Below are 17,279 nucleotides of genomic sequence, written 5' to 3'. Positions count from 1 at the left end.
TTGGCCGCAAACCAACCGGGAGGCCCCAAGTGCCCCGATCCGATGCCCCGAGCCTTCGCCTTGACGCCCCGGCGGACTACGGTTACGACCTCTCGCATAGAGGCCCGCGCGCGGCGGCCGGGGAGATCCCGCCGGCCCGCCGAGGGCCGTTCGCACGGAGGCTGAGCACCCATGACGACGCACGCAGCGCCCCGGCCCCGGACGATCCCGGCGGCCACCATCGCACTCGCCCTGCTGGCCCTGGCCACCGCGGCCGCCGACGCCAGGGCCCAGCGCCCGGGGCGCAATGGCCGCAACGAGATGGCCATCGTCGAGATGGCCAACGGCGCCTTCCAGGACGTCGCCACCAACTTCAACTCCGAGCAGGCCGTCCCCCAGGTCCTGCTCCAGCAGGCCGAGGGGATCCTCATCATCCCCAACATGATCAAGGCCGGCTTCGTCATCGGCGGCAAGCACGGCCGCGGCGTGCTGCTGGTGCGCACCGCCAAGGGGACCTGGAGCAACCCCGTCTTCGTCACCCTCTCCGGCGGCAGCGTCGGGCTCCAGATCGGGGCCCAGAGCAGCGAGCTGCTGCTGGTCTTCCGCAACAGGGCGGCCGTCCAGCGCGTCCTCAGCGGCCGAGACAAGCTGACCCTGGGCGGCAACGTGGGCGTGGCCGCCGGCCCGGTGGGCAAGCAGCTGGGGGCCGGGACCGACCCGAGGTTCCGCGCCGAGATCCTCTCCTACGCGCGCAGCCGAGGGCTCTTCGCCGGCGCCTCCGTCGACGGCTCGGTGCTGGCCGTCGACTGGGCCGCCAACAACGTCTATTACAATCTGCCCGGCGTCAGGCCCGCCGAGATCGTCGGCGGCGCCGAGATCTCGGTCCCGCCGTCGGGCACCAAGCTCAAGGCCCTGCTCGACCTGCACGCCCCGCCGCTGAAGGTCGAGGAGGTGATCGTCGACGGGCCCGCCGAGGTCATCGTGCCCCCGGGCACCGTGATCAAGCCGGCGGACGAGCCCCCGACTATCATCGAGTCGACCGTCGCCGACGAGCCGGCTACCACCCCGGGGGCCAGCTTCAAGGCCACCGACCCCGACTCCACCGCCACCCCCGCGAAGCCGAAGGCCAGGGCCAAGCCGGCCGCCGGCCGGTCCAACCCCGACGACATCCCCCTGCCGGACCTCGCCCCGCCCAACTGAACCGGCCCGAAGCCGGCCCCCCCGCCGGCGCCAGGCCGGCGAGGGGGACCGCGTCGCGGCCCGGCTCAGTTGTCGTCCTTGTCGTCCTTCTCCGTCTTGTCGTCGTCCTTCTTGTCGGCCTTGTCGTCGTCGTCATCGTCGTCGTCGCCGATCGCGGCCAGGAAGCTGAGGGCCGGGACGTCGGCGGTCAGGCTGATCCGGAGGTAGTCCCCCTCGGTACCGACCCTGAGCCGGACGGCGTCCTTGTCCGCGTCCTCGCCGACGAAGGTCTCGGCGGCGACCTCCTTGGCCGCGGCGCGTTCCTCGTCATCGTCGCCGGTCATCGGCGCGACCCGCTTCAGGAAGGCGGCCAGCTCCAGCTGGGTGGTGCCGGCCGGCGCCTTGTCGGCGGTCCGGGCCAGGGCGTCCTTCAGCACGTCCTGCCCGTGCGAGCCGAGGGACAGCAGGATCACGTCGTCGCGGACCGACAGATAAAGGTCGGCCTTGCCGAACAGCTCGTCCCCTTCGTTCTTCTCCAGCAGCTCGACCTTGTGGACGGCCGGCCCCTCGGGCGAGGCCTTGACGAAGTCGAGGCTGACCTTGGCCTTCTTCTTGTCCTCGTCGTCCTGGTTCGAGACGGCCTCGCGGAAGAAGGCCTCGATCTTGGCCCCGTCCTTGACCTTCAGGCCGACCAGGGCGGCATAGACCGGGGTCTTGCCCGCGTCCTCGGGGTAGGGGCCGTACAGGGCGGCACCCAGGTCGAAGGTTTCCCCCTTCAGGGTCGGTTCCAGGGCGTCGATGAGCTTGGTGCTCAGGACGCGGTCCTTCTCCTCGGCGGCCTTGGCGGCCTGGATCCGGCCCTGCTGGATCGTCGTGTCGATGGCCTTGCGCAGCGGCCCGGACAGCGGCAGGTTGGCCCAGCCGTCGAACGCGGCGTCCTTGCCGATGTTGCGGAACAGGCTGCGGGCCGCCCCGAAGGATCGCACAGTCTCGGCAAGCTTGGAGCCGGGCGTCGCGCCCATCGACAGCTCGAAGGCGGCGGTCCCCGCCTCGGTGTCCACCCTCAGGTCCAGGCCCAGCTCGGCGGCCTCCTTCAGCAAGGTATCGAACGCCTCCTGGGTGAACGCCATGCCGGCCAGCCGACCCTGGTACTCGGCGTCGCTCTCGCCCGGCTTGCGGTCGCGCTCGGCGGCCAGCCGCTGCTCGATCTGCCCGAGCACCAGGGCCTTGTACTCCTCGGGGATCTGGTCGAGCCGCAGCCGGACCGACAGGGTGCCGGCCCCGGGCGTCTTGGGCAGCAGGGTCTCGGGCCGCAGGGCCTTCAGCTCATCGGCCCCGCCGGTGCCGGTCGTAGCCAGCAGGTAGTCCTTGGTCAAGACGGCCAGCAAGGGCACGCCCGCCGCGCCACCGGGGGGGGTGATCCTATGCGTGAACCCGGCCACGCCCGGGTCTTCCTGCACCACGAATCCGGCCTGCTCCAGCGTGGCCAGCACCGCCTGGCCGTCCGTCACCGGGATGAACAGGGTGCCCGTCGGCGGCGCCCCGGCCTCCTTGGCAATCGACCCGAAGAGGCCGAAGGGGCGGGTCGTGTCCACCCCCTTCAGCAGCTCGGTCCCCTTCAACTTGTCCAGGCCGTCGGTCACCTTCTTGGCGTCTTCCTCGGACCCGACATTCTCCGCCAGGTACCGGAACTCGCCGATCAGGGCATCCAGCGACCGCGCCGTCACGACCACCACCTGGGCCCGCGCCGGCCGCGACCAGGCCGCGAAGGCCGTCAGCGCCAGCGACGCCACCAAAACCAACCGGGGGAACCGCCGCATCCGCATCATCCTCAAAGCTCCTTGGGCTCTCGGACCGCCGGGGCCCGGGGCGAAGGTCACCCCGGCGATTGCCGCCGCCGCCACGTTCGTCACTCTACCGATACCCCGGCCGGCCACGCCAAGATTCGCGGGATCGCCCGGGGACCTCAACTTGGAGGGCCAGCCCGGCGGGCACGGCGGTTGCTCCGCTCGGCCCCGGCCCCCTCACCCAACCTCACCCTAGCACCCGCGAGCCCCCATGTCCTCCCAATCCGCCGAGACCAAGCCCGACTCCGACGACCGCCTGCCCGACTACCAGGGGCTCCTGGGCGCCTACCACCGCGCCTTCGCCGCCGAGCTCCAGGCCATGGTCGACTCCCTGCCCATCGCCCAGGGCGATCGCGTCCTCGACCTGGCCTGCGGCGACGGCGTCTACTCCGCCTGGCTGGCCCGGCGGGTCGGCGAGACCGGCCTCGTCGCCTCCGTCGACCTCCTCCCCGCATACCTCAGGCTGACCCGCGACCAGGCCGGAGGAGACCCCCGCGTCAGCCCGACGGCCGCCAGGCTCGAGGACTTGCCCTTCGCCGACGGCGCCTTCGACGTCGTCTGGTGCGCCCAGAGCCTCTACAGCCTGCCCGAGCCCGTCGAGGCCCTGAAGCAAATGGCCCGGGTCGTCCGGCCGGGCGGCGTCGTGGCCATCCTGGAGAACGACACCCTGCATCACGTCCTGCTCCCCTGGCCGGTCGACGTCGAGCTGGCCGTGCGCCAGGCCGAGCACGACGCCTACAAGCGCGAATCCGACGAGCCCGAGAAGTTCTACGTCGGCCGCCGCCTGGTGCAGGTCTTCCGAGACGCCGGCCTCGTCCGCCCCGCCGAGCAGAGCCGTGCCACCGTCCGCCAGGCCCCGCTAGGCCCCGACGAGCGCACCTTCCTCCTCGAATACTTCCGAGACCTCGCCAACCGAGCCCGCCCCCGCCTGACCCCCGCCATGCAAACCACCTTCGACGCCCTGACCACCCCCGGTTCCCCCCACTGCATGGCCGAAAGCCCCGACCTCAGCCTGACTTGCATCGACCACGTCATCTGGGGCTTCAAGCCCGACGCCGAATAATGCGTCATTCGTTCATGCATGGAATCAACCTTGACAGGAGTCCAGGCCGCCGAAACAATCGGCCCTCCAAGCCGGCGGAGCGACCGCAGGGATGCACCCAGTTCGCCCGTCCGGCTTCAACGAGATTGCACCCCATGAGCACCCTCCGACGACCCAGCCGGGCCCTGCGCCCAAGCCTCGCCCCCAACTTCGAGCCCCTGGAGCCCCGCCAGCTCCTCGCCTCGGCGTTGCTTCGGGATATCAGCCAGATCCCGACCGCCGGCGAATTTGCATCAACCTTCGCCTATCAGGGCTCGATCTACTTCACCGCCTCCGACAACACCGGTCCCTTACCCGTCCTTTACCGGACCGATGGCACGACGGGCGTCACCACGATGGTCGGTGAGTTCGGGCTGCCCTCCAACTCGGTGGAGTTCGACGGGTCGCTCTATTTCGTGTCGCAGGATCGATTCCTGGATCCGCGCCGACTCTGGAAGATCACCGGCACGGCCGATCCGGTCCGGATCACCGACTTCTCACCCTTTTCGCCACATATCTACAGGTACATACCACCCCAGCTCACCGTGGCCGGTGATCTGCTCTACTTCGTCGCCAACGACGCTTCTGGGGGAATTCAGATCTACCGGACGGACGGGACCGACGCGGGCACCAAGGTCCTCAAGGTCCCTGTCCCCGGCAGTTCCTCGTACGTGACGAATCTCACGGCCGTCGGAAACTCCCTTTATTTCGCCACCAACGACTTCGAGACCTCCTCCCGAGGACTCTGGAAGACCGACGGGACGCCAGAGGGAACCGTTCACGTCGCCGACATGCCCGGCGGCCCGATCTTGTTCGATTCCTACTCCGCATTTGCGAGGACCTGGACGTCGATCGGCGACACCCTCTATTTCACCGATCGCATCGACAATGGCCCGACCGAGGTGCCCGGCTTCGGGCTGTTCAAGAGCGACGGGACCGCAGCAGGAACCGTCCTCGTCAAGAGTTACACCCCGCCCGGTCGCCCCGACCTCACCTGGTCGACCTCTTACTCGCCGATCGTGGCTTTCCAGGGCTCGATCTACTTCGCCGATGGCGGCAACGACACCTACGGGCTCTGGAAGTCCGACGGCACCGCGGCTGGCACCGTCCGGCTCAAGAGTGTCCTCCCAGCCGACAGCGATTCCCAGAGGCCTCCGACCTCGGAATTCGTTGAATTCAACGGTGAACTCTTCTTCAACGCCGACACCCCCTACGGTGTCCAGCTCTGGAAGACCGACGGCACCGCGGCAGGAACCGTGCCGGTCACGACCGGCGACGATGTCCCCCAACATCCTCGCTTCCTGACCGTGGTCGGCACAACGCTCTACTTCGCGGCCAACTCGATCACCGCCGGCAACGAGGTCTGGAAGACCGACGGCACCGCGGCCGGCACGGTCGTCCTCAAGGACGTTAATCCCGGGCTGCACGACGCATTCAACCTCCTGTATCCAGGCTACCAAGGCGCGAGCGGCCCCCTCTTCACGTCGTCGGGCAACACCCTCTATTTCGTCGCCAACGATGGAGTCCATGGCGCCTCGCTCTACAAGTCCGATGGCACCGACCCCGGGACCGTGCTGGTCAAGAGCTTGAAAGGTGGCACGAACTCAACGTCCCTGGAAATTTGGGACGACAGCGCGGTCGAGTTGGGGGGATACACCTACTTCGTCGTCAAAGTTTATGATGACCCGGCCGGCCCCAACACGGTCCTATATCGCACGGACGGCACCGCCCCCGGGACGACCAGGGTCACGTCGCAGGTCTCCCCGTACCCACGCCTCACGGCCTTCAAGGGGAAAATCTACTTCGCCGCGAACGAGGCCACCCATGGCACCGAACTCTGGGTCACCGACGGCACCGAGGCCGGCACGCACATCGTCCAGGATATCGTTCCCGGCCCCAACTCGGCGCAGGCGGACCAGTTGGAGGCCGGCGGCGACTGGCTCTACTTCGTCGCGTATGACCCCAACGTCGGCAAGCAGCTCTACAAGACCGACGGCACGACCGCGGGAACGACCGTGGTCAAATTGATCCGATCCGAGAAATCCTACTTCAGCGACAGTTCGGGTTCGTCCGTCTCCAATCTCTCCTACGTGAACGGCACCCTCTACTTCTCGGCCAACGACGGCACCCACGGCGCCGAGCCCTGGAAGACCGACGGCACCGAGGCGGGTACGGTGATGGTCGCCGACGTCAACCCGGGGCCCGGCTCCTCGAATCCATCCGAGTTCCAAGCGTCCGGCAACTCGGTCGTCTTCAACGCATCGGGCCTCGACGAAGTGCCGCAGCACTGGTCGACCGACGGCACCTCGGCGGGAACTTTGAGGATCAGCCCCCGTCCAATTCCCGCCTTTAGCAGTTTCAGGAATCAGACGGCGATGCTCGGCGGCACGCTCTATTACTTCGTCACTCCTGAGGGCAGCAGCGGGGTTCAACTCTGGAAGACCGACGGCACCGCGGCTGGCACCGGCCGGGTCGCCAACCTGACTGAGACAGACACGGACAGAGGCAAAACCATCATCGCCTTCAGAGGGGCCATCTACGTCGCGATCTCGAACGTCGGACTCTTCAAGAGCGACGGAACCGAGGCCGGCACGGGCCGTCTCACGTCCGTCATTCCGAAGTCCCAAGTCAACAATACCTCGGCAGTCCCCTTCGTGATCGCGGGCCACTTCCTTTATTTCTCCGCGGGCGATGACGCGCACGGCCTGGAACTCTGGCGGACCGACGGCACCCCCGAGGGGACCATGCTGGCCGAGGACATCATCCCCGGGAAGCTCAGCTCATCCGCCATCCCCCTGGCGGCCATCGGCTCACGGCTGCTCGTCGCCGCATCCGACGGTATCCACGGCAACGAGCCCTGGGTCGTGGGCGACACGTCGCCGGCTCCGCGCGCTCCGAATGACTTCGACGGCGACGGCAAGTCCGACATCGGCGTCTACATGCCCGACTCGGCGCAGTGGGTTGTCCGCAACTCGTCGGGAATCGACGCATCGGCAACCGTCTGGGGTAACACGGCCGGCTCGACGACGATCCTCTCCGGCGACTTCGACGGCGACGGCAAGGCCGACCTGGTGACCTACGACCTGACGTCGGCCATCTGGTCGATCAGGCCATCCTCGGGCGTCTCGCCCTTCTCGGTGGTCTGGGGCAGGGCGGGCAGCGGCGATGTGCCCGTCGTGGCCGACTTCGACGGCGACGGCAAGGACGATCTCGCGGTGTACAGCCCGGACACCGCACAATGGTCGATCCGGTCCGCATCCGGAGCATCTTCTTATGTAATCGTCTGGGGCCTAGCCGGCAACCCCGACCAGCAGCCGGTGGCGGCCGACTACGACGGCGACGGCAAGGCCGACCTCGCCGTCTTCGAGCACGCGACCGGACTCTGGACCATCCGCAACTCCGGCGGCGCCCAGGCCTCGGTGATCAACTGCGGCTTCTTCCGACCGGACGAGATCCCCGTCATGGCCGACTACGACGGCGACGGCAAGGCCGACCCCGCCGTCTACATCCCGGCCACGGCCCAGTGGATCATCGCCGAATCGGCCGGGGCCAACCTCCCGGTCGTCGTCTGGGGCCAGACCAGCACCGACATCCCCCTGACGGGCGACTACGACGGCGACGGCAAGGCCGACTTCGCGGTCTATCGGCCCTCGACGGCGCAGTGGTTCATCCGGAACTCGTCGGACCTGTCGGCGACCGTCGTCGTCTGGGGTCGCGCCGGATCGGGCGACATCCCCCTGATCCGCAGGACCGCCGACGGCAACGACGCCATCACATCCCGCCCCGCCGCCTCGGCCCGCCAGGCATCGCCCGCGGCGCAGTCCGTCGCGCCCCCAGCGTTGACGGTCCCCGCGGCATCGGCTTCGCCCCCGATCATCACGGCCAGGGCCGTCCCCAACAGCGCCGCGTCCCGCGCCCGCCTCCTCGGCGCAACGCCCCGGCGCACCCCACCGCCGGCCGAGGCCCCGCTAACCATGGCCGCTCCCGACTCAGCCCCGCCAGGCAAGGCACGACGATTCAATGCATGGAATCATCACCATTGACATGAACCAAGCTCCCCGAAACAATTCATGCCGAACACGAAACACCGACCGCGGGGCCTTACCCGCCGCCAGCCCGTCCGGCGCCACCGAGACATCCCCATCATGAGCACGCCCCGACGAGCCAGCAAGGCCCTGCGCCCCACCCTCGCCCCCAACTTCGAGCCCCTGGAGCCCCGCCAGCTCCTCGCCTCGGCGTTGCTCCAGGACATCAATCTCAACGTACCCAACGGCGTGGTGTCGACGAACATCGCCTACAACGGCTTCAATTACTTCAATGCTGCCCGCGAATCCGACCCGTTTCCGATCCTCTACAAGACCGACGGCACCGAGGCAGGGACGACGGTCGTCGGCGAGTTCAAGGTCTTCGTCCCTCGCATGGACCTGCCGAACAATCCCTACACAACGACCAAGACCTCAGCGGTGGTAGGCGGGTCGCTCTACTTCGCGGCTTCGACGCGGAACGAGGTAAGCCCCTCGCTCTGGAAGGTGACGGGCTCGGCCGATCCGGTGAGAGTTGCTGGGGTCGCGCTCAGCACCTCCCCCTTCCTCGCGCCCCAGCTCACAGTGGCCGGCGGCCTGCTCTACTTCGTCGCGAAGGGCCCCTCGGGCGGATATGAGGTCTTCAGGACCGACGGGACTGACGCCGGGACATTCGTGCTCAAGGACGTCATGGCCGGCCCGGGTGATGCGTATGCGACGAACCTCACCCCGGTCGGAAATTCCCTGTTCTTCTCGGCATCCGAACCGACCTCTCGAAGTCTTTGGAAGACTGACGGGACCAACGCAGGGACTCTCCGGGTCGCGACCCTCTATAACAATGCTCCCCCACCCGGAACGATGATCCCGGCCGCGGAAACCTGGACGTCGATCGGTGACACGCTGTACTTCACGTCCTACGACCCCAACATCGGCCCCCCTCGGTACAGCTTCGGCCTTTACAAGAGCGATGGCACCGAGGCCGGCACCGTCCGGGTCAAGACGTTCAGCCCGCCTACCGATCTCTCGGGCAACGTCCTTTCTTTCTCGCACCTGGCGACCTTCAAAGGCTCGGTCTACTTCGTCGCCGGCGGCGACCGCTCCGTAAACGGGCTCTGGAAGAGTGACGGCACCGAGGCCGGCACCGCGCGGCTCAGTGCGATCATGCCGGTCAGCGGTGCAACGGGGTGGGCGGCGCCCCCGGAGTTCGTCGCCCTGGGCGACTCGCTCTTCTTCCCCGCGACCGATTTCGACATCACCCACCTCTGGAAGACCGACGGCACCGAGGCCGGCACCGTGCCGGTGAGCATCGGCGACGGCAGCCCGGCATACCCTCGCTCGCTGACGCAGGTCGGATCGTCGATCTACTTCGTGGCCTCGTCTTCCATTAGCTATTATCACGACTCCAATGCCGAGCTCTGGAAGACCGACGGAACCGCGGCGGGTACCTCGATCGTCAAGGAGATCAACCCGACCGGGGACGCCTTCTCCCTGAAATTCGGCCCCAATGATCCGATCCAGTTCGACCCCTCATTCGCCGTCGTCGGGCGGTCCGTCTACTTCGATGCGAATGACGGCACACACGGCATCACGCTGTTCAAGACCGACGGGACGGCCGAGGGCACCGAGCTGGTGTATCAGACTCAGACCGGAACGGGCTCATCCAATCCGGTCAACGCGGTCGCCTTGGGGCAATACACCCTTTTCCTCTCACCCATCGGCGGGCTCTGGCGGACCGACGGGACGCCCCTAGGCACGAAACAAGTCACCTCGCGAGTCACCCCTATCGGTCCCCTCATCGCCTTCAAAGGAAGGGCCTACTTCGCCGGGGGCGATTTGGAGCATGGGACCGAGATCTGGAGCACCGACGGCACCGACGCGGGGACATCCATCATCCGGGACATCTTCCCGGGAGTGAACTACTCGACGCCGGGAAACCTGACCGTCGGCGGCACGCTGCTTTACTTCACCATCACGGACCCCGATGTCGGCCAGCAACTCTACAAGACCGACGGCACGGCTCAAGGGACGTCCGTGGTCAAGGTGATCCGTTCGCTGCGCCCCGAAGGCTCGTCCATCTCCAAGCTCGCCTTCCTGAATGGGCTCCTCTACTTCACCGCCGACGACGGTGTGCATGGCGCCGAGCCCTGGAAGACCGACGGCACCGCGGCGGGCACCGTCATGATCGTCGACCTCCAGCCGGGGTTCGTCGGCTCATCGCCGTCCAACTTCCGGGCCGCCGGCGATCTCGTCATCTTCACCGCGCTCGACTTCCCCGGGAATGGCTCGCTGCTCTGGCGGACCGACGGGACGGCGGCGGGCACTTACGTCATCATGGACGGCAAGACGGGCGTTAACCTCGATGGCCGCTTCATGGACCTGAGAGCGGCGGTCAACCTGAACGGCTTGCTCTATCTCACCTCGTCGATCGCACGCCCTTACTACCCGCTGCCGAGCGACACCCAGGGGCTCCTCTGGCAGTCCGACGGCACCGAGGCCGGCACGGTCCCCGTCGGCCTGGATCCGTCAATCAACAAGATCACATCTCTGACCGCTTTTAACGGTGGGATTGCCTTCGTTTCCGCGGGCAACGCCCTCTACGTGAGCGACGGGACCGTGGCCGGGACGACCCTCCTCAAGACCTTCAGCGTCGGCATCTTCGGAGAGTTCGCGCTCGCCGGCGGTCGGCTCTACTTCTCCGCCGACGACGGCGTGCACGGACGCGAGTTGTGGAGCACCGACGGCACTCCTGGCGGGACCGTGCTGGCCGCGGACATCATCGCGGGCAAGCTCAGCTCGTATGCCTCTCCCCTGGCGGCGATCGGCTCGCGGGTACTCGTCTCGGCATACGACGGTATTCACGGCAACGAACCCTGGGTCGTGGGCGACACGCTGCCGGCGCCCCGAACGCCGAATGACTTCGACGGCGACGGCAAGGCCGACCTCGGCGTGTATATGCCCGACTCGGCCCGGTGGGTCATCCGGAATTCGTCGGGGGCGGCGGCAACGGCGACCGTCTGGGGGAACGCCGCCGGACTGACGAACGTGCTCTCGGGCGACTTCGACAATGACGGCGTGGCCGACCTCGCGGCGTATGATCGCGGCTCGGCGACGTGGTACGTCAAGCAGTCGTCGGGCGCACCGCCGATCGCGGCGGTCTGGGGCAGGGCGGGCAGCAATGATCTTCCCGTCGTGGCCGACTTCGACGGCGATGGCAGGGCCGATCTCGCGGTTTATAACCCCGACACGGCCCAGTGGTTCATCCGGTACACCTCGGGCGCGGCGCCTCAGGTGATCGTCTGGGGGGGCGCGGGCAGCGAGGATATCCCGGTGGCGGCCGACTTCGACGGCGACGGGCTTGCCGACCTCGGGGTCTTCCAGCCCAGGTCCGGTCAGTGGATCGTCCGCAACTCGGCGGACCTCTCCGCGACGGTGTTCGTCTGGGGCTCGTCCCAGCGGGTCGACGCCCCCATGGCGGCCGACTACGACGGCGACGGCAGGGCCGATTTCGCGGTCTACATGGCCCAGACGGCCCTCTGGGCCATCCGCCCCTCGGCCGGCGGGGCCGACCGATTCGCGGTCTGGGGGCTGGCCTACACCGACATCCCCCTGACGGGAGACTACGACGGCGACGGCCAGGCCGACCTCGCGGTCTATCGGCCCTCGAGGGCCCAGTGGTTCATCCGGAACTCGTCGGACCTGTCAACGACCGCCGTCGTCTGGGGACGCGCCGGATCGTATGACAATCCGTTGATTCAAGGATTTCGGTTCACGGTGGCGTACGCCGCCGCGGGCAAGCAGGAGTCGGGATCGGCCCCGGCCGGCGCCCTCGCCTCGCAGTCGATCGCGCCTCCGCCGGCCGCGAAGGCCACATCCAGGGCCGCCGTCCCCAATCCGACGCCCCGGGCCCACCTCCTCGGTGCTGCGCCCCGTCGCACCTCCGCGCCAGCCGAGGCCCCGGCGACCGTCTCCGGCCTGAAGCGGTCGATGGGCGGGGCGGTCCTGGCCCCGGCCTGAGACGAATCGGCAAATCGACATTTAACAAGGAACGAGGCGATCGGCCCGGCCCCGATGGCGGGGGCGGGCCGGTCCTGGTAGGTTGGATCGATCGGACGAGGGCAGGGCAGAGAGGGTCGGGACGATGTGCGGGATTGGCGGCGCGGCCTGGGTGGACGGGGCTCGCCCGCTGACCTCGGAACAACTCCTGGCGATGACGCGGCGGATCGCCCACAGGGGCCCCGACGACTCGGGCGAGCACCTCGACGCGAACGTCACGCTCGGCTTCCGCAGGCTCTCGATCGTCGACCTGGCCGGTGGCCACCAGCCGCTCTCCAACGAGGACGGCACCGTCTGGACCGTCTTCAACGGCGAGATCTACAACTTCCAGGACCTCCGCCACCGCCTCGAAGCGGTCGGCCACCGGCTGCGGTCGACCGGCGACACCGAGGTGCTCGTCCACCTTTACGAGGACGTCGGCACCGGCCTGTTCGCGATGCTCCGGGGGATGTTCGCCCTGGCCATCTGGGACGCCCCGCGCAAGACCCTGGTGCTGGGCCGAGACCGCCTGGGCCAGAAGCCGCTCTACTACCGCAACCACGGCGGGCGGATCGTCTTCGCCAGCGAGCTCAAGGCGCTGCTGGCGCTGCCCGAGGCCGACGTCCCCCGCACGCCCAGCCATCGGGCTATCGACCAGTATCTCACCTATGGATATGTGCCGCACCCCTGCACGATCCTCGAAGGCGTTCACAAGCTGCCGCCGGCGCACTACGCGGTCTGGCGAGACGGCCAGCTCACGCTCACCCGATACTGGAACCCCGACTGGTCACGGGTGCGCGAACGCCCCTACGGCGAGGACGTCGAGGAGCTGAGGGCCACGCTGGACCACGCCGTCCGCGAGCAGATGGTGGCCGACGTCCCGCTGGGCGCGTTCCTCTCCGGCGGAGTCGACTCGGCCATTATCGTGGCCCTGATGCAGCGGGCTTCCAGCCGGCCGGTGAAGACCTTCAGCATCGGCTTCGACGACCCTGCCTTCGACGAGACGGCCCACGCCGAGGCCGCCGCGCGGTTCCTGGGCACCGAGCACCACCGCTTCGTCATTGAGCCGAAGGCCTGGGAGACCATCCCCGCGCTGGCCGTGCAGTTCGACGAACCGTTCGCCGACAGCTCGGCGCTGCCCACCTGGCACGTCGCCCGCGAGACCCGCCGCGAGGTCACCGTGGCCCTGACCGGCGACGCCGGCGACGAGCTGTTCGGCGGCTACGACCGCTACCGCGCGGTCGCCTTCGCCGCGATGCTCGACCGCATGCCGGCCGGGGCCCGCGGCCTGCTCGCCGGGCCGCTCGCCCGGGCCTTGCCCGTCTCCACTCGGGCCAAAACCCCGATGCGGCGCATCAAGCGGCTGCTGGAAGCCCTGGGCGAGCCGCCGCTGCGGCGCTACCTGCGCTGGATCACCAGCTTCGACGAGCCGGCACGCGCCAGCCTGTACACCGATGCCTTCGTCGCCTCGCTGGCCGAGGGGGATGGCGACTCCGACCCCGCCGCCATCCTGGCCGGCGCCTTCGACACCGCGCCCGGCCGGGACCCCGCGACCCGCGCCATGATCGCCGACATGCTCACCTACTTGCCCGGCGATTTGCTGGTGAAGGTCGACCTGGCCAGCATGGCCCACAGCCTCGAATGCCGCGGCCCATTCCTCGACCACCGGGTCGTCGAGCTGGCCCTGGCGATGCCCCTCGACCGCAAGCTGAGGCTGCGAGGGGGCCGGTCCAAGGTGGTGCTCAAGCAGGCCTTCGCCGACCTGATGCCGCCGGGCCTGGCCAATCGGCCCAAGATGGGCTTCGGAGTCCCCATCGACCGCTGGTTCCGCGGCCCGCTCGCCGAGGAGCTGCGAGCCGTCCTGCTCGACCCCGTCGCCCTGGGCCGCGGCATGTTCCGCCCCGAGGCCGTGGCCGCCTTGATCGACGACCACCAGTCGGGCCGTCGCGACAACGCCTACAAGCTCTGGGCGCTGATGATGCTGGAACTCTGGTTCCGCGAGTACGGCTCAGCCCGCTGAGGAACCCGAAGCGATCCCCCCGGTCCGACCTGCCCGGACAGGCGTTGCGGCGACACGGGTTCGCCCCGATGGTATCTCGTCGCCAATCTCCTCAACGGGGGCCTTTCATCGTCGCAATGACTCTCCCGACGGCGAACACAACCATCCCCACAAAGATCAGATTGCCGAAAAGATCCCAGAACTTACGCCTACGCAGCATGAATGCCCTATGACGACAAGTGAAGAAAATGATCCAGTAAATGCAACCCAGCACATAGAATATGATTCCGATCAACGACACGAGATTCCCAAGCAGGATCGCCATTTCTACTTCCTAACGAGGCAATTCCTGATTTGAAATGAGAAGGGCGCGACAACGTTGAAATTCAGCCTGAAATGCCAGATGATTTTCGTGGCAATCATCTCCATCGTTTTATTTTCGACGATTCAAATATTTTTGTTTTATCGGAGAGTATGCCTTGCTTTTGACGAAGCCTATGGTCCCGACGAAAAGAAGCGACCTCACAAATTCGCAGGGGAAGTGTCCGGGGCCGGCGGAAGCGTGAACGAGCCTCGATTTCGGCTGCGAAGCCCTTCCGAATTCGATCTCGGCGATGATGCCGGAACTCCGGTCCCGCGAGTACGGGTCGTCCCCTGAATTGTCCGACGCGATCCCCCGCGTGTGGCGGGGGGATCGCGTCGGCCGAAGACTCAGACGCTCGCGGCGACCTCGCAGGGGGCGCCGACGGAGCCGGGCAGGAACTCCATGTCGCCGGAGGCGACGTCGTACATGGCCCCGACGATGGCAATCTTGCCCTCGTTGACCAGGGCGCGAAGGGTCTCGCTCTGGTTGGGCAGCTCCTCCACCACCCTCGCGACGTTGCGGCGGGCGACGTCGTTGGTGTACTCCACCTTCTCCTGGGGCGAGAGCCTGGCGATGTCGCGGGTGTCGTCCGGGTCGATCGCCTTCTGAATGTCGCCGACGATCTGGCCGATGTGCTGGCAGCCGGTGACCTCGGCGGGCGATCGGGTCGAGTTCATCAGGTCGACGGCCGCGGTGACGGCCCCGCAGCGGGTGTGCCCCAGGACCAGGACGAGCTTGGCGCCGGCGACGCCCGTGCCGTACTCGACGCTGCCCAGGACCTTCCGGCTGGAGATGTTGCCGGCGACGCGGACGGTGAAGATGTCGCCCATGCCCAGGTCGAAGATCAGCTCGGCGGGGGTCCTGGAGTCGATGCAGCCGAGGACGACGGCCAGCGGGTGCTGCCCTCGCGCCGTCGCGGTGACGACCCTGTTGAAGTCGCGGGTCAGCCGGTGGCCGCTGCGGAACCGGTCGTGCCCTTCCCTGAGGATCTCGAGCACCTGGGCGGGGGTCACGGCGCTCTGGATCTCGCGGGTCGAGTAGTCGACGTATTGCGTCTGGTCCTCGAGCAGGTACCGCCTGCGGAAGCCCAGCAGGCTGACCTCGATCCCACGCGCGGGCGCCTTCTTGTCCTTGAAGTCGCGGATCAGGGCCAGGACGTCCGGGTCGATGTAGTCGGTCGTCCGGGCATCGAGCAGCACCTGACCGCCGCGGGGGATCTCGTCGAGGGTCTTATCGAGCACGGCCCGATTCAGGAAGCTGACCTGGTTGGCCAGTTCGATATGGACGACATCGCCGCCGAGGTGCTTCTCCACGACGCGTCTCAGCGGCCTCCTGACGTTGCTGTCCAGGATGAACGCGATGCTGGCGCCCAGGCCGATCAGGATGCCGGTGAGCAGGTCGGTCAGCACGATCGAGACGACCGTCAACGCGAACGGGATGAACTGCTGGCGGCCGACGTCCCACATCTGGCGGATCAGGGCGGGGCTGACCAGCTTCAGGCCGGTGACCAGCAGGATCGCCGCCAGGCAAGCCAGCGGGATCATGTTCAGATAAGCCGGCAGGAACATCACGCTGACCAGCAGCAAAGTGCCGTGGACGATCGTCGACAGCTTCGTCGCGGCGCCCGCGTTGAGGTTCACCGAGCTGCGCACGATGGCCGACGAGATCGGGATGCCGCCGATGAGCCCGGCGACCACGTTGCCCACGCCCTGCGCGACCAGCTCTCGGCTGGGGGGCGAGGTCCGCTGCTGCGGGTCGATCTTGTCGGCCGCTTCCAGGTTCAGGAGCGTCTCCAGCGAGGCCACGGCCGCGATTGTCAGCGCCGCGGTGTAAACCCCGGGGTTGCTCCACTGCGAGAAGTCCGGGCTCTGTAGCAGAGCCAGGAAGCCCTTGAAGTCCTCGGGCACCGGCACCTGGACCAGGTGGCTGGACGAGATGGCCCAGCCGCCGCCGATCCACTTGAACAGCAGGCTCATGCCGACGCCCATCAGCACCACGGCGAGCGCCGCGGGCAGGCCCGACCGCTTCAGGGGCTTCCAGACGTCCCAGAGCACCAGCAACAGCAGCGACGAGAGGCCGACCGCCGCGGCGCCCGGCTGGATATCCCAGAGCGTGCGGACGATCTCGGTGAAGGTGTTGGCCTTGTCCGTCTGGAAGAAGGACATGTCGCCTTCGGGGTCGGGGTCGTGCCCCAGCACGTGCGGGATCTGCTTCAGGGTCAGGATGATGCCGACGGCCGCCAGCAGCCCCTTGATCACGCTGGAAGGGACGAACGCCGCGATGAACCCCGCGCGGACCACGCCCAGGGCGATCTGGATGAGCCCCGCGATGAGCACCGCCAGCAGGAACGCGCGGAACGACCCGAGGGCCAGGATCTGGGCCGCCACGATGGCCATCATCGTGTTGCCGGGCCCGCTGACGCTGGAATGCGACCCGCTGAGCAGGCCGACCAGCACGCCGCCGATCACGCCGGCGACGACGCCCGAGAACAAGGGGGCATTGGACGCCAGGGCCATGCCCAGGCAGAGCGGGAGCGCCACGAGAAACACGACCAGGCCGGCCATGAAATCTCGGGGCGCCGTGGGGGGTGAGTGAGCATTCCTCGTCGTCGTAGTCATGGAAATCTCTCGCTGCCTTTCGGGGGGGAAAGGGTTGGTCGGAGGCCACAAGCGGGCCAAACAATGGACGGAACTCTAGCTTTGGGCCGGAGATCCGCCGGAACAACGCGGCGGCCGGGCGGCCATCGACGCGCACCGGCTAGATATTCTACGGACGA

The 17,279-nt window shown here is 67.7% G+C and carries 7 protein-coding genes; 5 read left to right on the top strand and 2 right to left on the bottom strand.

The window, feature by feature from the left end; translation table 11 throughout:
• Window positions 1-171 precede the first annotated feature (171 nt).
• Window positions 172-1,179 carry a lipid-binding SYLF domain-containing protein gene (locus EP7_RS00840; protein ID WP_463525652.1) on the top strand — a complete coding sequence of 336 codons (1,008 nt, stop codon included), beginning with the start codon at window positions 172-174 and terminating at the stop codon, window positions 1,177-1,179.
• Window positions 1,180-1,244: 65 nt separating this feature from the next.
• Here the strand turns inward: EP7_RS00840 and EP7_RS00835 are convergent, their stop codons facing one another.
• On the bottom strand, window positions 1,245-2,987 hold the full coding sequence (locus tag EP7_RS00835; protein ID WP_463525651.1) for a hypothetical protein: 1,743 nt from the start codon (window positions 2,985-2,987) through the stop codon (window positions 1,245-1,247).
• Between the two features lie 229 nt (window positions 2,988-3,216).
• On the opposite strand from EP7_RS00835, the gene EP7_RS00830 reads away from it, so the two are divergent.
• The 4 genes from EP7_RS00830 (at window position 3,217) to asnB (ending at window position 14,160) form a co-directional block, all read left to right on the top strand.
• On the top strand, window positions 3,217-4,068 hold the full coding sequence (locus EP7_RS00830) for a class I SAM-dependent methyltransferase (RefSeq protein WP_463525650.1): 852 nt from the start codon (window positions 3,217-3,219) through the stop codon (window positions 4,066-4,068).
• A 134-nt stretch (window positions 4,069-4,202) separates the two neighbouring features.
• Window positions 4,203-8,129, top strand: a complete 3,927-nt coding sequence (locus EP7_RS00825; protein WP_463525649.1) for an ELWxxDGT repeat protein — start codon at window positions 4,203-4,205, stop codon at window positions 8,127-8,129.
• A gap of 102 nt (window positions 8,130-8,231) precedes the next feature.
• The gene (locus tag EP7_RS00820) at window positions 8,232-12,122 is read left to right on the top strand and encodes an ELWxxDGT repeat protein (protein ID WP_463525648.1); all 3,891 of its coding nucleotides are present in this window, start codon (window positions 8,232-8,234) and stop codon (window positions 12,120-12,122) included.
• Window positions 12,123-12,246: 124 nt separating this feature from the next.
• A complete protein-coding gene (gene asnB, locus EP7_RS00815; protein ID WP_463525647.1) occupies window positions 12,247-14,160 on the top strand; it encodes an asparagine synthase (glutamine-hydrolyzing) in 1,914 nt (637 codons plus the stop codon).
• Window positions 14,161-14,850: 690 nt separating this feature from the next.
• Here the strand turns inward: asnB and EP7_RS00810 are convergent.
• Window positions 14,851-17,121, bottom strand: a complete 2,271-nt coding sequence (locus EP7_RS00810; RefSeq protein WP_463525646.1) for a bifunctional SulP family inorganic anion transporter/carbonic anhydrase — start codon at window positions 17,119-17,121, stop codon at window positions 14,851-14,853.
• Between the last annotated feature and the right edge of the window lie 158 nt (window positions 17,122-17,279).

Source organism: Isosphaeraceae bacterium EP7, from assembly GCA_038400315.1.
In the GTDB taxonomy this organism is placed as follows: domain Bacteria; phylum Planctomycetota; class Planctomycetia; order Isosphaerales; family Isosphaeraceae; genus EP7.
This window is presented reverse-complemented; position numbering and strand designations above follow the sequence as displayed.